This is a genomic window from Bradyrhizobium sp. SZCCHNR1093 (assembly GCF_032381175.1).
Classification (GTDB): domain Bacteria; phylum Pseudomonadota; class Alphaproteobacteria; order Rhizobiales; family Xanthobacteraceae; genus Bradyrhizobium.
The window spans coordinates 46,722-62,113 of sequence record NZ_JAUHJJ010000001.1 but is presented as its reverse complement, the minus strand read 5'-3'; the positions used below and the strand labels follow the sequence as shown (position 1 = coordinate 62,113).

The following is a 15,392-nucleotide window of genomic DNA, read 5'->3' as shown; positions in this document are numbered from 1 at the left end:
AATATCTCTGTGGTCTGAGGTTGTCCGAGAAATGAGGATGCGTTGGCTTATTGAGCGAGCTCGAGCGAGGCGAGATACGCTGCGCCGGCCTTGACGTGATCATGGTTGCGCAGTTCGAGGATCAGGCGCGGGTTGGAATTGAGTCGGGCGAGCGCGCGGAACACGGCGACCCAGCGGATATTGCCTTCGCCCGGCGCCCAGTGGCGGTCGGCGTAGCCGTCGGTGTCCTGCAGATGGACATGGGTCAGCATGTCGCCGGCAGAATCGACGTAGTAGTCGACGGGCGGCGCGCCGGTCGAATGGTGCGCGTAGTTGGCATGGCCGGTGTCGAGCGAGACCCGCACCTTGCTGCTGCCCAGCGCCTTCGCAAGTCCAACGCGATCCTGCGGGTTCTTGTCCTCGATGTTCTCGATCACGATCTCGCAGTTGGCCTGCTCGGCAGAGGCAATGACGTCGGTCAAGGTCGCCCTGACACGCTCGATCAGCGCCTCGCGATTGTCCGGCAGCATGTCGATGTTGTTGGCATCCCAGGTCGTGTACGGCGAGTGGATCACCATCTGGGTGGCGCCGAGAAATTCGGCGACCTCGAGCCCCTGCAGCAAGCGTTTGGTCACGGCGCGGCGGATCATCGGGTCGTGGCTGTCGATCTTGAAGCCCCAGAACGGGCCGTGGATGCCGAGCCGACCGGTGTGCCCGTCCAGCATCGACTTGATCTCCTTGGCGGTGCTGCGCCAGTCGCTGTCGAGAAGGTCCGCGCGGAAGAAGTCCTGGATCTCGAGATCGCGTTGACGTTGGAGCAGCCAGTCGCGATGAGCCGGAATGGACTTGACGGAGAGGGCGGCGCCGAGCACCGGCAGCGTGGTGGTCATGTCGAGGAAACCCTTTCGAGGAAGCCCTTGGCCTGCGTGAGACCCGGCAAGCGCTAGCGGAGTTCGATGACGCTCCCATGAAGGGCTGTGGAGGACGTCCGCGACATGTTGTGCCTTCGTGGGCACGAGGCCGGTCGGCCTCGCAATCCCTGGGGTAGTCGCACGTTCTTCGCTGCTACTTGACGTAGCCGCGGGAATTGCAACAATGCGGCGAAAACGGGGAACTGGGATGACGGTGCGGCGTACGATCGTTGGAACGATGCTTTCGCTCCTGGCGCTGGCGACAGCTGCGTTGAATGAGCCTGCGCATGCGAAGGGGCCTTACGGCTCCATCTCCGTCGCGGGCTGGTCGGGCGGCGCCTACACCGACGACAACACCGGAAAATTCTCGAGCTGCATCGCTTCCGCCAGCTACAAGAGCGGCATCAATTTCGGTGTTCTGGCGCTGCCGACCTTCAACTGGGCTCTCGCCTTCATCCATCCCGGCTGGTCGCTCTCGCAGGGGCAGAAGTTTCCCATCGTGCTCAGCTTCGATGGGCGCAATTCCTACAATGTCGAGGGCTCGGTATGGTCGGCCAACATGGTCGTCGTGCCGATGCCGAACGACTCCAGCCTGATCAAGGCGTTCAGGGCGGCACGGACGATGTCGGCCTTCGCGCAGGGCAATCTGTTCCAGTTCGATCTGAACGGCACGTCCGTGCTGCTGCCGTCGCTGGCGAATTGCGTGCGCATGATCAATGCCGGCGGAATGGCGGCCGCGACGAATTTCACCGTGCAGCACGGCGCTCCCTCGGCGCAGCGTCAGGGAGCGCCGCCCGCCGCCACCGCGACGACGAGCACGCAGCCGGCGCGGGCGTCGGAGGACTCTCCCGAGTTGCAATTGGAAGCGATGCAGATCGCCTCCAACTTCATTCTCAAAGCCGCGCTGTCGCATCCGGCCATTCTGGGCGGGGGCGAACGGCCAGTGTGGTTGACATCGGGCGGGGTCGCCTGGAAGGCCGACAACGCCACCGGGTTCGTTCGGATCGTGCCGCCGCAGCGGAATGTCGACGGCCTCGAAGTCGCCGCCACGATCATCGGCAACGACGCGCGCGACTGCAAGGGCAAGTTCATCTCGGCGCGCAACAGCGAACTGGTCGACAGCGCCGTCGTGTTCCGCGGCATGTCCTCCTGCGAGGACAGCGAGAAGTCGGACATCGCCGAATACTTCATCTTCCCGCGCAAGGCCGGCGGCTTCGTCCTGTTCTCGGTGGTCACGCCGACCAAGCCGGCCGGTGGCGGCGGTGGCCAGCAGCTGCAGACCCGCGAGGAAGCCAACGCCAACTTCCGCAAGGCGGCCTATACGTCGATCGGGAAATAGGGCTGCCTTCCCTTCGCTACGCCGTCCGCGGGTCGATTTGCCGGCTCACCCTCGCGACCGCTTCGGCCGCCTGACGGCGCGGACCTTGCCGCTGCCGCCGCCGCCGCAATACAGCGTCTCGCCGCCGTCGGATTCCATGCCGGAGACGCCGGTGCCAGCAGGCATGTCGAGCTGGTCGAGCACCTCGCCGGTCGCGGGATCGATGCGCCTGATGTCGCTGACGTCGTCTTCCCAGGTGCCATGCCAAAGCTCGCCATCGACCCAGGTGACGCCGGTGACGAAACGCGTGCACGGGATGCTGCGCAGGATTTGCCCGGTCGCGGGATCGATCTGGTGGATCTTGCGATCGCGATAGGCGCCGACCCAGAGCGATCCCTCGGCCCAGGCGAGCCCCGAGTCCCCGCCTCCCGACGGCGCCGGGATCGTCGCGAGCACGCGGCCATTATCGGGATCGACCTTGTGAATGCGATCTTCGGCAATCTGATAGAGGTGCCGGCCATCGAACGCCGTGCCGGCATGCGAGGGGATATCCAATGACTTCCGTACCGCGCCGTCGGCCGGATCGAACGCCTTGATGCTGTTGCCGGTCGCGATCCACACCTGCCGACCGTCATAGCTGACGCCGTTGACGCGCTCGGCGTCGTCGAACGGGCCGTACTCGCGAATGATCTCTGCGGTTGCTCGTGTCATGTCTGACATCCCACTTTTTCCGATGGACCCACGCTAGTCGAGCGACGACCACGCCGGGAGTAACAACGCGGTCGCGAATTCCGGCACGACGGGGCAGGTCCAGCGTTGCGCGCGGCCCCGACCGAACGACTGGACCCTGCCGGACGATGCCAGTCCATCGAGGGCACGCTGCACGGTTCGCTGGCTCGCGCCCAGCGCCAGCGCAAGGCCGGAGCTTGACCATGCCTCACCGTCGGCGAGGCAAGCAAGCACGGTGGCATTGTCGTCCTCGATCGGCTGTGCGAGGACGACGACGTCGTGATCGCGACACGGCACCAGGGCAAAGCCGTCGCGCGTGGCATTGATATCGGCCAGGCCATGGAGGAGCTGGCGCAACCGTCCGATCTCGACGCGCAGGCGGGCGCGGTGCGACTCGTCGGCTTCCTTGCCGCGGAATGCATGCGCGATCAGTGCGGCCCGCGGCACATCATCGGGGACCCCCTCGGCCAGCCGCCGGGCGAGTGCAAACAGCACCGGGCGCCGCGCCAGCGACACGATCTGGCTCGCCCGGCGTACCGCCAATCGGCAGGCATCGACGATCAGCACATCCGACCGGAACAGCGATTCGACGTCGTCGAGCTGCAGCAGGCGTTCCTCGCCGCGCAGGATCATCCGCGCGGCCGGCGCCGACAGCGCCGACGAGGCCCGCTCGATCTCCGCCTGGAGCTCCGGAATGCGGGCCTGCCGCGCCGACCGCGTCGCGCGCTCGAGCGCCGATCGCGCGGTCTTTGTTTGTAGACGGCGCAAGGCCAGTCCGGCGACGATCAGCTCGTAGATCGTGCGTGCGGCCGGCAGCAGCGGCGAGGGATCGAGCTCGGCGAGGCTGCGCTCGGCGTCATCGAGGTGCCCGATCAGAATCATGCGCCTGATCTCTAGGCTGCGCGCATAGGCGGCATTGGCGCGGTCGCCCTGCTGCTCCAGGGTCTCACGCGCCGCTGCGAGCGACTTGGTCGGCCAGCCGAGATCGCGCGCTGCGAGTGCGATCTCGGCCTCTGCGACGGTGCAGCGGGCGCGGGCCAGAACTGCCTTGGGGCCAAAGCTTCGCGCGGCCTGCCGCAGCAGCGCCTTCGCGCGCCCGAAATCGCCAAGCCGCGCCATCGCGATGCCGCGCAGCGCCAGCGCCGGGGGATCATCGCGCAACGCAACCCGGTTCAATGCGCCGAGCGGATCGCCCGCAGCGAGTGCCTGCGCCGCCGCTGAGATCAGCGAGTCCATGCAAATCCCGCCATACTTGTCACTCCCGGCCCCTCCCGTACCGATCCTAGTCTGAGCTGCGGTCAACACGCAAAAGGATGACGATCATGACCATGCATATCACCGGGACGCGCGAAGATTGGTTGAAGGCCCGGCTCGACCTGCTGCAAGCCGAGAAGGAACTCACCCGCCGCAGCGACGAGTTGGCGGAGCGCCGCCAGGCCCTGCCATGGGTGCGCGTCGACAAGGCCTATCGCTTCGACACCGAGGACGGACCCGCCGCGCTGCCCGACCTGTTCAGGGGGCGCTCGCAGCTGCTCGTCTATCACTTCATGTTCGGACCCGACTTCCAGGCCGGCTGCCCGTCCTGCTCGATGATTGCCGACGGCTTCAACGGCTTCCAGGTCCATCTCGCCAATCACGACGTGATGCTGTGGGCGGTGTCACGCGCGCCGCTGGCGAAGCTGAAGGCGTACAAGGCGCGGATGGGCTGGACCTTCCCGTGGGCGTCATCGGCGAGCAGCGACTTCAACTTCGACTTCAACGTCGCGATCACCGAGGAGCAGCAGCGCCGGGGCGGCACCGACTACAACTACCGCACCAGTCCTCCGCTCGGGGCTGGCGACGTGCCGGCGATGGTGGCGGAGATCGCCGCCGGCACCGGCACGGATGGCGCGACCTTCATGCGCGATCGGCCGGGCATGAGCGCCTTCATCCTTGAGGATGGTGCCGTCTATCACACCTATTCGGCCTATGCGCGCGGCCTCGATGGGCTGTGGGGCGCCTATCAATGGCTCGATCGCGCGCCGAAGGGCCGCAACGAGCAGGGCGTGTGGTGGCGCCGCCGCGACGAATACGGCAAGCGCTGACACGCAGGAGCAAAGCCATGGCGTTCTTCCACTCCAGGATGCGCGCGATGCCCGACATCGCCAATGGTCTCCGCTTCGCTGCGGCGCCGACCTTCGCGCTGATGGCCGTGCTGAACGCCATGGCGCGTGACGGCCGGTCGGACGTGATCTGCACGGCCATGCCGGCGGGCGCGCCGCTCGGCGACATGACGGTGATGTATCTGCTGATGAGCGCATTCCACCTCGTGCCATGGTTGAAGCGCGTCGGCCGCTACGTTGCTATTCGAGCGAGCGAACGATGTGCTGCTTCAGCCGTTGCGCCGGCAGCGACAGACCCTTGACCTCGAGCAGCGCGATCTCGGTGTCCTTGAGATCCGGTAGGTCATGGCCGTCGAGCACGTGCAGGCCTGCCGGCACCATATCCTTCGGCAGCACCGCGAGCCCGAGCCCTGCCTTGACTGCGGCATGCGCGCCGGACAGGGCGGCGCAGGTGTAGGAGATGCGCCATGGCTTCCTCGCTCTGTCGAGCGCCGTGGTGGCGCGCTTGCGGTAGACGCAGGGCGGCGGCGACACCACCAGCGGCACCTTCGCGCCGTGATGCAGGAAGTCGCGGCTGCCTGACACCCATACCAGCGGCTCGCGCCAGACGCGCAGGCCCTTGGCGCGCACCGATGGCTCCTGCTTGACCAGCACCAGATCGAAATCGCCGGCGCGGAAGCGGTCGACCAGGTTGAGCGTCAGGTCGCAGGTGACTTCGAGCGCGACAGACGGATAGGCCTGCGCGAATCGCGCGAGCACCTCGGGCAGATGGCGGGTCGCGAAATCCTCCGGCGTCCCCAGCCGCACCACGCCGGTCATCATCGGCTCCCCGAACCGCGCCACCGCCTCGTCGTTCAGGTCGAGCAGCTTCTGCGCGTAGTCCAGGAACAGCTTGCCCTCGGTGGTCAGTGCCACCGCGCGCGGCGAGCGCTCCAGCAGCTTGGCGTTGACCGCGCTTTCGAGCCGCCCGATCTGCAGCGAGATCGTCGATTGCTGGCGTCCGAGCCGCTCGGCGGCCTGGGTGAAGCTGCCGAGCCGCGCGATGGTCGCGAAGGTGCGCACGAGGTCGATGTCGAGATTGGTCAACGTCTTCGGCATGGGGCGGTCATGATTGAGAAACACAATGGTAAAGCTTTCAATTATCAATTTTACAAATTATCGCCCTTTGCTGCAAGTGCGGCCGGCGCCCATTGGGGGCGCCCTTGGAGGGCGGAGGCCGGCACCAGAGGCCGTCCGCCCGATGCGGAGTAGCGCTTCATGGGGCTGACCGAACTTGCGTTTCAGAATCTACTGTCGCCGATGGTACTGTTCTTCATGGTCGGCCTCGCCGCCGCGCTGGCGAAGTCCGATCTCACTGTGCCTGAGGCGGTGGCGAAGCTGCTGTCGCTTTATCTCCTGATGTCGATCGGCTTCCGCGGCGGCGTCGAGGTCGCGCATCACGGCATGAGCTGGGATCTGGTCGCCGCGATCTGCGCCGGTGTCCTGCTGTCCTATTTCACGCCGATCCTGGCCTATCTGCTGCTGACGCGAATGAGCCGGCTGTCGCCGGTCGACGCCGCGGCCGTGGCCGGACACTACGGCTCGATCTCGGCGGTGACATTTGCCGCCGTCACCGGCGCGCTCAATCTCGTGTCGTTGCCGTTCGCGGGCTACATGGTCGCGGTCGCGGCCGCGATGGAGACGCCCGCGATCGTCTCGGCGCTGCAGCTCGCGCGTCCGCATCGCAAGACTGAAACGGGGGACGGGCATTCGATGTGGCGCGAGGTGATGCTGAACGGCTCGGTGGTCACTCTGCTCGGTGCCTTCGTGGTGGGTATGATCACCGGCACCAAGGGGCTCGCGACGGTGAAGCCGTTCCTGGTCGATCTCTTCCCAGGCGTCCTCTGCGTGTTCCTGCTCGACATGGGCTTGATCGCAGGCCGCGGCCTGCAGCACGGACGCAAATATCTCAGCGTGCCGCTGTGCAGCTTCGCCGTGCTGATGCCGCTGATCGGCGCAGCGCTGGGCGCTCTGCTCGCAAGTGCCATCGGGCTATCGGCCGGCTCTGCCGCCGTGCTGATGACGCTCGCGGCGTCGGCGTCCTACATCGCCGTGCCCGCCGCGCTGCGGCTGGCGCTGCCGGAGGCCAATGCAGCGATCCCGCTGACGCTCTCGCTCGGGATCACCTTTCCGTTCAACCTGCTGGTCGGCATTCCGCTCTATATCGGCGCTGCGACGATGCTCGCCGGCGCCGTGAAATGAGGGAGGAGACGATGAAGACATTCGCCAAGAAGCGCATCGATCTGATCATCGAGATGCCGCTGCTGCGCCGGGTCACCGAGCGCTTCGACCAGGCCGGCGTGACCGGCTATTCCGTGCTGCCGGTGATCGCCGGGCGCGGCCAGTCCGGCCCCTGGTCGGCCGGCGGGCAGGTCTCGGAGGTCGGCCAGATGGCGGCGATCATGTGCATCGTCGATGGCGGCCGCGTCGATGCCGTGCTCGATGCCGTCTTTGCCGTGGTCCAGCATCAGATCGGCCTCGTCACCGTGTCCGATGTCGAGGTGGTCAGGCCCGAGCGGTTCTGATCGGGCGCGGCGGGGATTACGCCTCCGCCGCTACCTTCAGCGCCTCGGCGCGGATCTCCTCGACCAGCCGCTCCTTGAGCGCCACGAACTCCGGCGAGGTCTTGACCTTGTAGGAGCGCGGATGCGGCAGCTCGATCTTGATGTCGGCCTTGATGCGGCCGGGCCGCGCGCTCATCACCAGCACCCGGCTGCCGAGGAAGATCGCCTCCTCGATGTCGTGGGTGACGAACAGCACCGTCTTCTGGTCGCGCTCCCAGATGCCGAGCAGCATCTCCTGCATCAGCACGCGCGTCTGGTTGTCGAGCGCGCCGAACGGCTCGTCGAGCAACAGGATCTTCGGATCGTTGGCGAGCGCGCGCGCGATCGCGCAGCGCTGCTGCATGCCGCCGGAGAGCTGCTTGGGCCAGTGGTTCTCGAAGCCCTTGAGGCCGATCTGTCGGATGAAGCGATCGGCGATGGCATTGCGCTCGGCCTCCGCCACGCCGCGCTCGCGCAGGCCGAAGGCGATGTTCTCGCGCACGGTGAGCCAAGGAAACAGCGTGTAGGACTGGAACACCATGCCGCGATCGGCGCCGGGACCGGTCACCTCGCGGCCGTCGAGCAGCACCTTGCCGCTGGTCGGTTGATCGAGGCCCGCGACGATGCGCAGCAAGGTCGACTTGCCGCAACCGGAGGGCCCGAGGATGGTGACGAAGTCGTTGGTGCCGATCGTGAGCTCGACCGGCTCCAACGCGCGTGTCGGCGCATGGCCCTGGCGGGCCGGAAAGGTGCGCGTGACGTTGTTGATGACGAGCGTGGTCATGCGAGCTTCCACGGGAACAGCCAGGCGTTGAACGTCTTGAACAGGAAGTCCGAGATCAGCCCGATCAGGCCGATGACGATGATGCCGAAGATGATCTGTCCGGTGTTGAGCAGCGCCTGGCTGTCGGTGATCATGTGGCCGATGCCGGAAGACGAGCCGATCAGCTCGGCGACGATGACGTAGGTCCAGGCCCAGCCGAGCACGAGCCGCAGGATCTCGGCGATATCAGGCGCAGCGGACGGCAGCAGCACCCGGCCGATGATGCCGCGGTCGCTGGCGCCCAGCGTATACGCAGCCTCGACGAGATCGCGTCTGGTATTGCCGACAGTCACGGTGATCATCAGGATGATCTGGAACACCGAGCCGATGAAGATGATCAGAAGCTTCTGGAGCTCGCCGATGCCGGCCCACAGGATCAACAGCGGAATGAAAGCGGAGGCGGGCAGATAGCGCGCGAAGGACACGAACGGCTCGAGGAACGCCTCGACCGGCTTGTAGGCGCCCATCAGTAGGCCGAGCGGGACGGCGATGGCAGCCGCGAGCACGAACCCGCCGACGACACGCCAGACGGTCATGCCGATGTCATAGAGGAAGCCGAACTTGGTCAGCAGATCCCAGCCCTCGCGCACCATCGTCAGCGGATCGGCAAGGAAGGTCTTCGACACGTAGCCGCCGAACGTCGCCAGGGACCACGCCGCGACGAAGACGACGAAGAAGGCGAGGCCGAGCGCTGTTCTTGACCTGGCGCTGACGGGATCGAGAGGTCGGATCACGGAGAAAGGCTTTCGTGGTGGAGGCGGTACGCCCGGTGTCGCGGGCTGCTGGTGGTCGGTTCGAATAAATTCACGAGGGCATGATCTCTCCACATCGTCATTGCGAGGAGCGAAGCGACGAAGCAATCCAGAGTCGCACCCCGCCCTGGATTGCTTCGCTACGCTCGCAATGACGGATCACTCAGAGCTTAGCTCCGAGCTACTTGATGAAGCTCGCGTCGTAGAGGTCGTCGATTTTCGGGATCTGCTTGACGATGCCGACCTCGAGCAGGAGCTCAGCGGCCTCCTTGTTGAAGGTCTTGAACTCGGTCTCGAAGAACTTCTGGCTCGCGGCCTTGTCCTGCCAGCGCAGATATTTGGCGGAGTTGCCGAACTGCTCAGCCGTCTGCTTCACGTCCGCGCCCATGATCTCATAGGCCTTGGCTTGGTCCTTGGCGATCATGTCCAGCGCCTCGAAATAGCTGTCGGCAAGCGCCTTGGCGGCCTTCGGGTTCTCGGACAGGAACTTCGGTGTGCAGCCGAACGTGTCCATCACCATCGGATAATCGAGGGTGGTGGCGATGATCTTGCCCTTGTCGGGAGCGGCGCGCACCGTCGACAGATACGGCTCGTAGGTCATCGCCGCGTCGTTCTGACCGGCGACGAAGGCCTGCGCTGCGGCGGCCGGCTCCAGGTTCACGATGGTGACGTCCTTCACCGTGAGGCCGTTCTTCTTGAGCATCCAGGCCAACCCGAAATAGGGCGAGGTGCCGGGTGCAGACGCGGCGACGGTCTTGCCCTTCAGGTCCTTGATGGAAGCGATGTCGTTGCGCACGGCCATGCCGTCGGCGCCGTAGCTCTTGTCGAGCTGGAAGATCTGCTTGGTGGCGACGCCGTTGGCGTTCCAGGAGATCCAGGTCTCGACCGTAGTTGCCGCGCACTGCACGTCGCCGGCGGCGATCGCGAGGTGGCGATCCTTCTGCGGGATCTTCTTGATGGTGACGTCGAGGCCGTTCTTCTTGAAGATGCCGGCTTCCTTCGCCAGCGTCAGCGGCGCGAAGCCGGTCCAGCCGGAAATGCCGATGCCGACCTTGACGTCATCGGCGTAGGCGGTCGTCGAAGTCAGGAGCGCGGCCGTTACTGCAAGTAGCCCGAATCTGCGCATCGTCATCGTCCTTTGCGGTGGGAGGAAACTGGTCGCGCGGCTCGCGCGCCGTCAAGGCTGCGCGGTCCGCCTGCGTCTGCAAGCGTGCTTGCAAATCTCGTGCTCAGGCCGGGCGCGCTTGATCGTTTCATTCGCTGCCCCTGAACCGCGCCACAAGCCGATGCTGCTCGCCGGGATAGACCAGCCGCACCGCTGTGAGCGGCTGGTTCTGGCGCCAGGTGTGCCGCTCGATCACGAGGCAGGGTGCGCCGATCGCGATGTCGAGCCCATCGGCGATCGCCTCGTCGGCGACGATGGCGCTGATCGCATGCTCCGCTTCGGTCCATGGCACGTGATGTAGCAGCCAGGAGCCGGGCGGATCGACCTTGAAATTGGCCTTGGCCGCGTCGGGGACGGCATCGAGGTCGATCAGGCGATCCTCGATCGCGAATGGCAAATTGTCGGCGCTGTGCCGGCAGCGGATCGCGATCACCTTGCATGGCGTCTTGACGCCGAGGCGCTCGCGATCGGCCGCGTTGGCGGTGCGGCGCGTCGATGAGATCAGCTCGTAGCCATAGGCGCGGCCGAGCGCGCCGATCTCGGCGCGGATGTCGGGGATCTTCAGCACGGCCGACAGGAATTGCGGCCGCCGCACGAAAGTGCCGGCGCGCCGCCGCCGCTCGATCAGGTCGGCCTGGGCAAGCTCCGACAGCGCCTTGTTCACGGTCATGCGCGAGCAACCATAGTGCTCCATGATCTCGTGCTCGAACGGGATGCGATGGCCCGGCGGCCATTCGCCGGTCAGAATGCGGCGCTCGATGTCGTGCCGGATCTTCTTGTAGAGCGTACCGGCTCCCGGCTTGGCGCGATCCTCGGCGAGGCTCATGCGAGCAGCCTCCGCACGGCCCTGTTGAAGCCGCGCCGGGCCGTGTCGCGCGAACGATGGTGGCCGCCCTGGACGACCTTGGCGCCGCCGGCCCAGACGCAGTCGATCGCGTCGTTCGACGTCGCGAAGATCCAGCCGTCGAGCAGCGCATCTTGCGTCCGCCCCGCGAGCGAAGGATGCGTCAGATCGAACGTGACGATGTCGGCACGGCCGCCCACCTGCAGCCCGGCGAGAGATTGCGCCAGCGCCTGCGCGCCGCCGGCGAGCGCGGCATCGAGAAGCGTGCGGCCCGTCGACGCATCCGGACTTGACGTCAGCACGTTGCGCTCGCGATGCGTCAGCCGCTGGCCGTATTCGAGCTGGCGCAACTCATCGCTCACGCCGACCAGCACGTTCGAGTCGGTGCCTACGCCGATGCGTCCACGCGCGCGCAAGAAGTCGCGCGCCGGGAAGATGCCGTCGCCGAGGCTGGCTTCGGTGATGGGGCAAAGGCCGGCCGTCGCGCCGCTGCTCGCGAGTGCCGCCGTTTCATCCGGCGTCATGTGCGTCGCGTGGATCAGGCACCAGCGAGCATCGACGGCATGATGATCGAGCAGCCATTGCACGGGACGCTGCGCCGACCAGGCCAGGCAGTCCTCGACCTCCTTGACCTGCTCGGCGGCGTGAATGTGGATCGGGCCGCCGTCCGCAAGCGGCAACAGCGTGCTCAGCTCATCCGGCGCGACGGCGCGCAGGCTGTGCGGCGCGATGCCGAGATTGGCGCCGGCAAGAGTGCTGATAGCCCTGCGCGACGCCGCGAGCAGCCTCTCGAAGCGATCGACATCGCAGATGAAGCGCCGCTGTCCCTCATGCGGCGCGGCGCCGCCGAACCCGCCATGCGCATAGAAGCTCGGCAGCAGCGTCAGGCCGATGCCGGATGATTGAGCTGCACCGGCGATGCGCACCGCCATCTCGGCGATGTCGGCGTAAGGCGTGCCATCGCGATCATGATGCAGATAATGGAATTCGCCGACCCGCGTAAAACCGCGCTCCAGCATCTCGACATAGAGCAGCGTCGCGACCGCCTCGACATCGTCAGGGCTCATCGCCAGCGCGAAGCGATACATCGTCTCGCGCCAGGTCCAGAACGTGTCGGTGGAAGGACCGCTGATCTCGGCAACCCCTGCCATGCCGCGCTGGAACGCGTGACTGTGCAGGCTGGCGATGCCGGGGATCGCGACCTCATGTTGCTCGTCGGCGGAGGTCGGAGGCACGCCCGCGGTGACCGACGCGATTGTGCCGTTGCTGATGACGACCTGCACGTCCTCGGCCCAACCCTTGGGCAGAAGCGCGGATGCGAAGTGCAGTGACGCCATGATCGATAAGCCCGCTGGACAGGACGGCGGAAGCGAGTTTATGTATAGACATATCGCCCGTCAAGCTTTCGTGAAGTTGGGAGGCAGCAGCATGGCCGAGCGCTTCGATCGGATCTGGCACAATGCGCGGCTCGCGACGCTGCGCGAGGGGCAGCCGGGCCTCGGCGTGATCGAGCAGGGCGTGGTGGCCGCGCGCGGCGGCCGCATCGCCTTTGCCGGCCCGCAGTCCGATTTTCCAGCCAATGCGGATGCGCCCGAGCGCATCGATTGCGAGGGCCGCTGGATCACGCCGGGCCTCGTCGATTGTCACACCCATCTCGTCTACGGCGGCGACCGCGCCCATGAGTTCGAGCTGCGCTTGGCGGGCGCGAGCTATGAGGAGATCGCCCGCGCTGGCGGCGGCATCGTCTCGACCGTCGCTGCAACGCGCGCCGCCAGCGAGGAGGCGCTGGTTGCAAGCGCTCTGCCGCGGCTCGATGCACTGCTCGCCGAGGGCGTCACCACGATCGAGATCAAGTCCGGCTATGGCCTGGAAACCGCAACCGAGCTGCGGCAATTGTCCGCAGCCCGCGCGCTCGGCAGCCGGCGGCCGGTCGGCGTGCGCACCAGCTTTCTCGGCGCCCACGCGCTGCCGGTGGAGGCTGGCGGCGACAAGGACCGCTACATCGATCTCGTCTGCAATGAGATGCTGCCGGCGGTCGCAAGGTCGGGCCTCGCCGATGCCGTCGATGCGTTCATGGAGAACATCGCCTTCTCTCACGCGCAAACGTCGCGGGTATTTGCCGCGGCGAAAGCGCTCGGCCTGCCGGTCAAGCTGCATGCCGACCAGCTGTCCAATCTCGGTGGCGCTGCGCTCGCCGCCGAATTCGGCGCGCTCTCGGCCGATCATCTCGAGCACACCGACGATGCCGGCGCCGCCGCGATGGCGCGCGCCGGCACGGTCGCAGTGCTGCTGCCCGGTTCCTACTACTTCATCCGCGAGACGCAGAAGCCGCCGGTCGAGCTGTTCCGCAAACATGGCGTGAAGCTCGCGCTCGCCACCGACTGCAATCCAGGCTCGTCGCCTTTGACCTCGCTGCTGCTCACGATGAACATGGCCGCGACCTTGTTTCGCATGACCGTCGACGAGTGTCTTGCCGCAGTGACGCGCGAAGGCGCCCGCGCACTTGGTCTGTCGGCTGAGACCGGCACGCTCGACGCCGGCAAATGGTGCGATCTCGCGATCTGGGACATCAGCCGCCCGGCGGAGCTGGTTTACCGCATGGGCTTCAATCCGCTGCATCAGCGTGTCTGGAGGGGCGAATGAGCACGATCATTGCGGCGCCCGGCCGCGTCGGCCTCGACGATCTCGCGCAGATCTATGCGGGAGCTGCGGTCGTGCTCGAGCCTTCCTATTGGCCTGATGTCGATGCGGCGGCCGCGATCGTCGCCAGGGCGGCGCAAGGCGCCGAGCCGGTCTATGGTATCAACACCGGCTTCGGCAAGCTGGCCTCGAAGCGCATTCCGCCCGATCAGACCGCGCAGCTCCAGCGCAACCTCATCCTCTCGCATTGCTGTGGCGTCGGCCCGGCGGCGCCCGAGCCGGTCGTGCGGCTGATGATGGCGCTGAAGATCATCTCGCTCGGCCGCGGCGCCTCGGGCGTGCGGCGCGAGATCGTCGAACAGCTCCAGGCGATGTTGGCGCGCGGCGTGTCTCCGTTCGTGCCGCAGCAGGGCTCTGTCGGCGCCTCCGGCGATCTGGCGCCGCTCGCGCACATGACGGCGGTCATGATCGGCGAGGGCCAGGCCTTCCACGATGGCCGGCTGGTGCCCGGGCGCGAGGCGCTGGCGCACGCCGGCCTGACGCCGGTCACCCTCGGGCCGAAGGAAGGCCTCGCGCTGATCAACGGCACGCAGTTCTCGACGGCCTATGCGCTCGCCGGCCTGTTGCGCGCGCATGATCTGCTCAACGCCGCGTTGGTGACCGGCGCGCTGTCGGTCGATGCCGCGATGGCCTCGACCGCGCCGTTCCGCCCCGAAATCCAGGCGCTGCGCGGTCATCCCGGTCAGATCGCAGCCGGCCGCGTGCTGACGGAGCTGCTCGACGGCAGCGCCATTCGTCTGTCGCATCTCGAAGGCGACGAGCGGGTGCAGGATCCGTATTGCCTGCGCTGCCAGCCGCAGGTCGCCGGCGCCGCGCTCGATCTGTTGACGCAGGCGGCGCACACGCTGGTGACCGAAGCCAATGCCGTCACCGACAATCCGCTGGTGCTGGTCGGGACCGGAGAGATCATCTCCGGCGGCAACTTCCATGCCGAGCCGGTGGCGTTCGCTGCGGACGAGATCGCGCTGGCGCTGTCCGAGCTCGGCGCGATCAGCGAGCGGCGCATCGCCACGCTGGTCGATCCCGCGCTGAATTTCGGCCTGCCGCCGTTCCTCACGCCGGAGCCGGGCTTGAACTCCGGCTTCATGATCGCGGAGGTCACCGCGGCGGCGCTGTTCGCCGAGAACAAGCAGCGCGCGCTGCCATGCTCGATCGACTCCACGCCGACCAGCGCCAACCAGGAAGATCACGTCTCGATGGCCGCGCATGCGGCGCGGCGATTGCACGACATGGCTGACAATCTCGCTGCCATCATCGGCATCGAGCTGCTCGTCGCCGCCCAAGGCATCGAGCTGCGAGCGCCGCACGGCACCAGCGCGGCGCTGTCTGCTGTCATTGCCGCGCTGCGCGCGCATGTGCCGGCGCTGGTGCACGACCGCTACATGGCCGACGATCTCGCCAAGGCGGCCGCGCTCGTCGGTGGCGGTGTGTTGGCCACGGTTGCAACGCATGCACTCGGACGCGATCCGTTTCCCAAGCTTGGATGA

16 protein-coding genes are annotated in these 15,392 nt (G+C 66.6%); 7 read left to right on the top strand and 9 right to left on the bottom strand.

Annotated features, from left to right (window positions below):
• Positions 1-47: 47 nt before the first annotated feature.
• Positions 48-869: a sugar phosphate isomerase/epimerase family protein gene (locus QX070_RS00290; protein ID WP_315733779.1), complete on the bottom strand. Its 822-nt coding sequence runs from the start codon at positions 867-869 to the stop codon at positions 48-50.
• 229 nt (positions 870-1,098) lie between these two features.
• Here QX070_RS00290 and QX070_RS00285 point away from each other — a divergent pair, with 229 nt between their 5' ends.
• Positions 1,099-2,229, top strand: a complete 1,131-nt coding sequence (locus tag QX070_RS00285) for a hypothetical protein (protein WP_315733777.1) — start codon at positions 1,099-1,101, stop codon at positions 2,227-2,229.
• A gap of 45 nt (positions 2,230-2,274) precedes the next feature.
• On the opposite strand, the gene QX070_RS00280 is transcribed toward QX070_RS00285, so the two are convergent.
• Positions 2,275-2,919 (bottom strand): PQQ-binding-like beta-propeller repeat protein, encoded by a 645-nt coding sequence (locus tag QX070_RS00280; protein WP_315733775.1) that lies wholly within the window; start codon positions 2,917-2,919, stop codon positions 2,275-2,277.
• A 33-nt stretch (positions 2,920-2,952) separates the two neighbouring features.
• The gene (locus QX070_RS00275; protein ID WP_315733773.1) at positions 2,953-4,173 is read right to left on the bottom strand and encodes a helix-turn-helix domain-containing protein; all 1,221 of its coding nucleotides are present in this window, start codon (positions 4,171-4,173) and stop codon (positions 2,953-2,955) included.
• 86 nt (positions 4,174-4,259) lie between these two features.
• Between QX070_RS00275 and QX070_RS00270 the strand changes: the two genes are divergently transcribed.
• Both QX070_RS00270 and QX070_RS00265 read left to right on the top strand, forming a co-directional pair.
• Positions 4,260-5,021: a DUF899 domain-containing protein gene (locus QX070_RS00270; protein ID WP_315733771.1), complete on the top strand. Its 762-nt coding sequence runs from the start codon at positions 4,260-4,262 to the stop codon at positions 5,019-5,021.
• Positions 5,022-5,038: 17 nt separating this feature from the next.
• Positions 5,039-5,341, top strand: a complete 303-nt coding sequence (locus QX070_RS00265) for a hypothetical protein (protein ID WP_315733769.1) — start codon at positions 5,039-5,041, stop codon at positions 5,339-5,341.
• Here the strand turns inward: QX070_RS00265 and QX070_RS00260 are convergent.
• Entirely contained in the window at positions 5,280-6,137 is an 858-nt protein-coding gene (locus QX070_RS00260) for a LysR substrate-binding domain-containing protein (protein ID WP_315733767.1), read from the bottom strand. The genes QX070_RS00265 and QX070_RS00260 overlap by 62 nt on opposite strands.
• 159 nt (positions 6,138-6,296) lie before the next feature.
• On the opposite strand from QX070_RS00260, the gene QX070_RS00255 reads away from it, so the two are divergent.
• Together QX070_RS00255 and QX070_RS00250 are read left to right on the top strand one after the other, a co-directional pair.
• Positions 6,297-7,280, top strand: a complete 984-nt coding sequence (locus QX070_RS00255; protein WP_315733765.1) for a sodium-dependent bicarbonate transport family permease — start codon at positions 6,297-6,299, stop codon at positions 7,278-7,280.
• A gap of 11 nt (positions 7,281-7,291) precedes the next feature.
• Positions 7,292-7,603, top strand: coding sequence for a DUF190 domain-containing protein (locus QX070_RS00250; RefSeq protein WP_315733763.1), 312 nt, complete (start codon positions 7,292-7,294; stop codon positions 7,601-7,603).
• A 16-nt stretch (positions 7,604-7,619) separates the two neighbouring features.
• On the opposite strand, the gene QX070_RS00245 is transcribed toward QX070_RS00250, so the two are convergent.
• From QX070_RS00245 to QX070_RS00225, 5 genes are all read right to left on the bottom strand, one after another.
• Positions 7,620-8,405, bottom strand: coding sequence for an ABC transporter ATP-binding protein (locus QX070_RS00245; protein WP_315733761.1), 786 nt, complete (start codon positions 8,403-8,405; stop codon positions 7,620-7,622).
• Positions 8,402-9,175, bottom strand: coding sequence for an ABC transporter permease (locus QX070_RS00240; protein ID WP_315735642.1), 774 nt, complete (start codon positions 9,173-9,175; stop codon positions 8,402-8,404). The genes QX070_RS00245 and QX070_RS00240 overlap by 4 nt, the downstream gene beginning before the upstream one ends.
• Before the next feature lie 202 nt (positions 9,176-9,377).
• Complete coding sequence (locus QX070_RS00235; protein WP_315733759.1) at positions 9,378-10,322, bottom strand: ABC transporter substrate-binding protein; 945 nt, start codon at positions 10,320-10,322, stop codon at positions 9,378-9,380.
• A 127-nt stretch (positions 10,323-10,449) separates the two neighbouring features.
• Positions 10,450-11,187 carry a histidine utilization repressor gene (hutC, locus tag QX070_RS00230; protein WP_315733757.1) on the bottom strand — a complete coding sequence of 246 codons (738 nt, stop codon included), beginning with the start codon at positions 11,185-11,187 and terminating at the stop codon, positions 10,450-10,452.
• Positions 11,184-12,542, bottom strand: coding sequence for a formimidoylglutamate deiminase (locus QX070_RS00225; RefSeq protein ID WP_315733755.1), 1,359 nt, complete (start codon positions 12,540-12,542; stop codon positions 11,184-11,186). The genes hutC and QX070_RS00225 overlap by 4 nt, the downstream gene beginning before the upstream one ends.
• Positions 12,543-12,633: 91 nt before the next feature.
• On the opposite strand from QX070_RS00225, the gene hutI reads away from it, so the two are divergent.
• Positions 12,634-13,848 carry an imidazolonepropionase gene (gene hutI / locus QX070_RS00220; protein ID WP_315733753.1) on the top strand — a complete coding sequence of 405 codons (1,215 nt, stop codon included), beginning with the start codon at positions 12,634-12,636 and terminating at the stop codon, positions 13,846-13,848.
• A complete protein-coding gene (gene hutH, locus QX070_RS00215) occupies positions 13,845-15,392 on the top strand; it encodes a histidine ammonia-lyase (RefSeq protein ID WP_315733751.1) in 1,548 nt (515 codons plus the stop codon). Before hutI ends, hutH begins: the two co-directional genes overlap by 4 nt.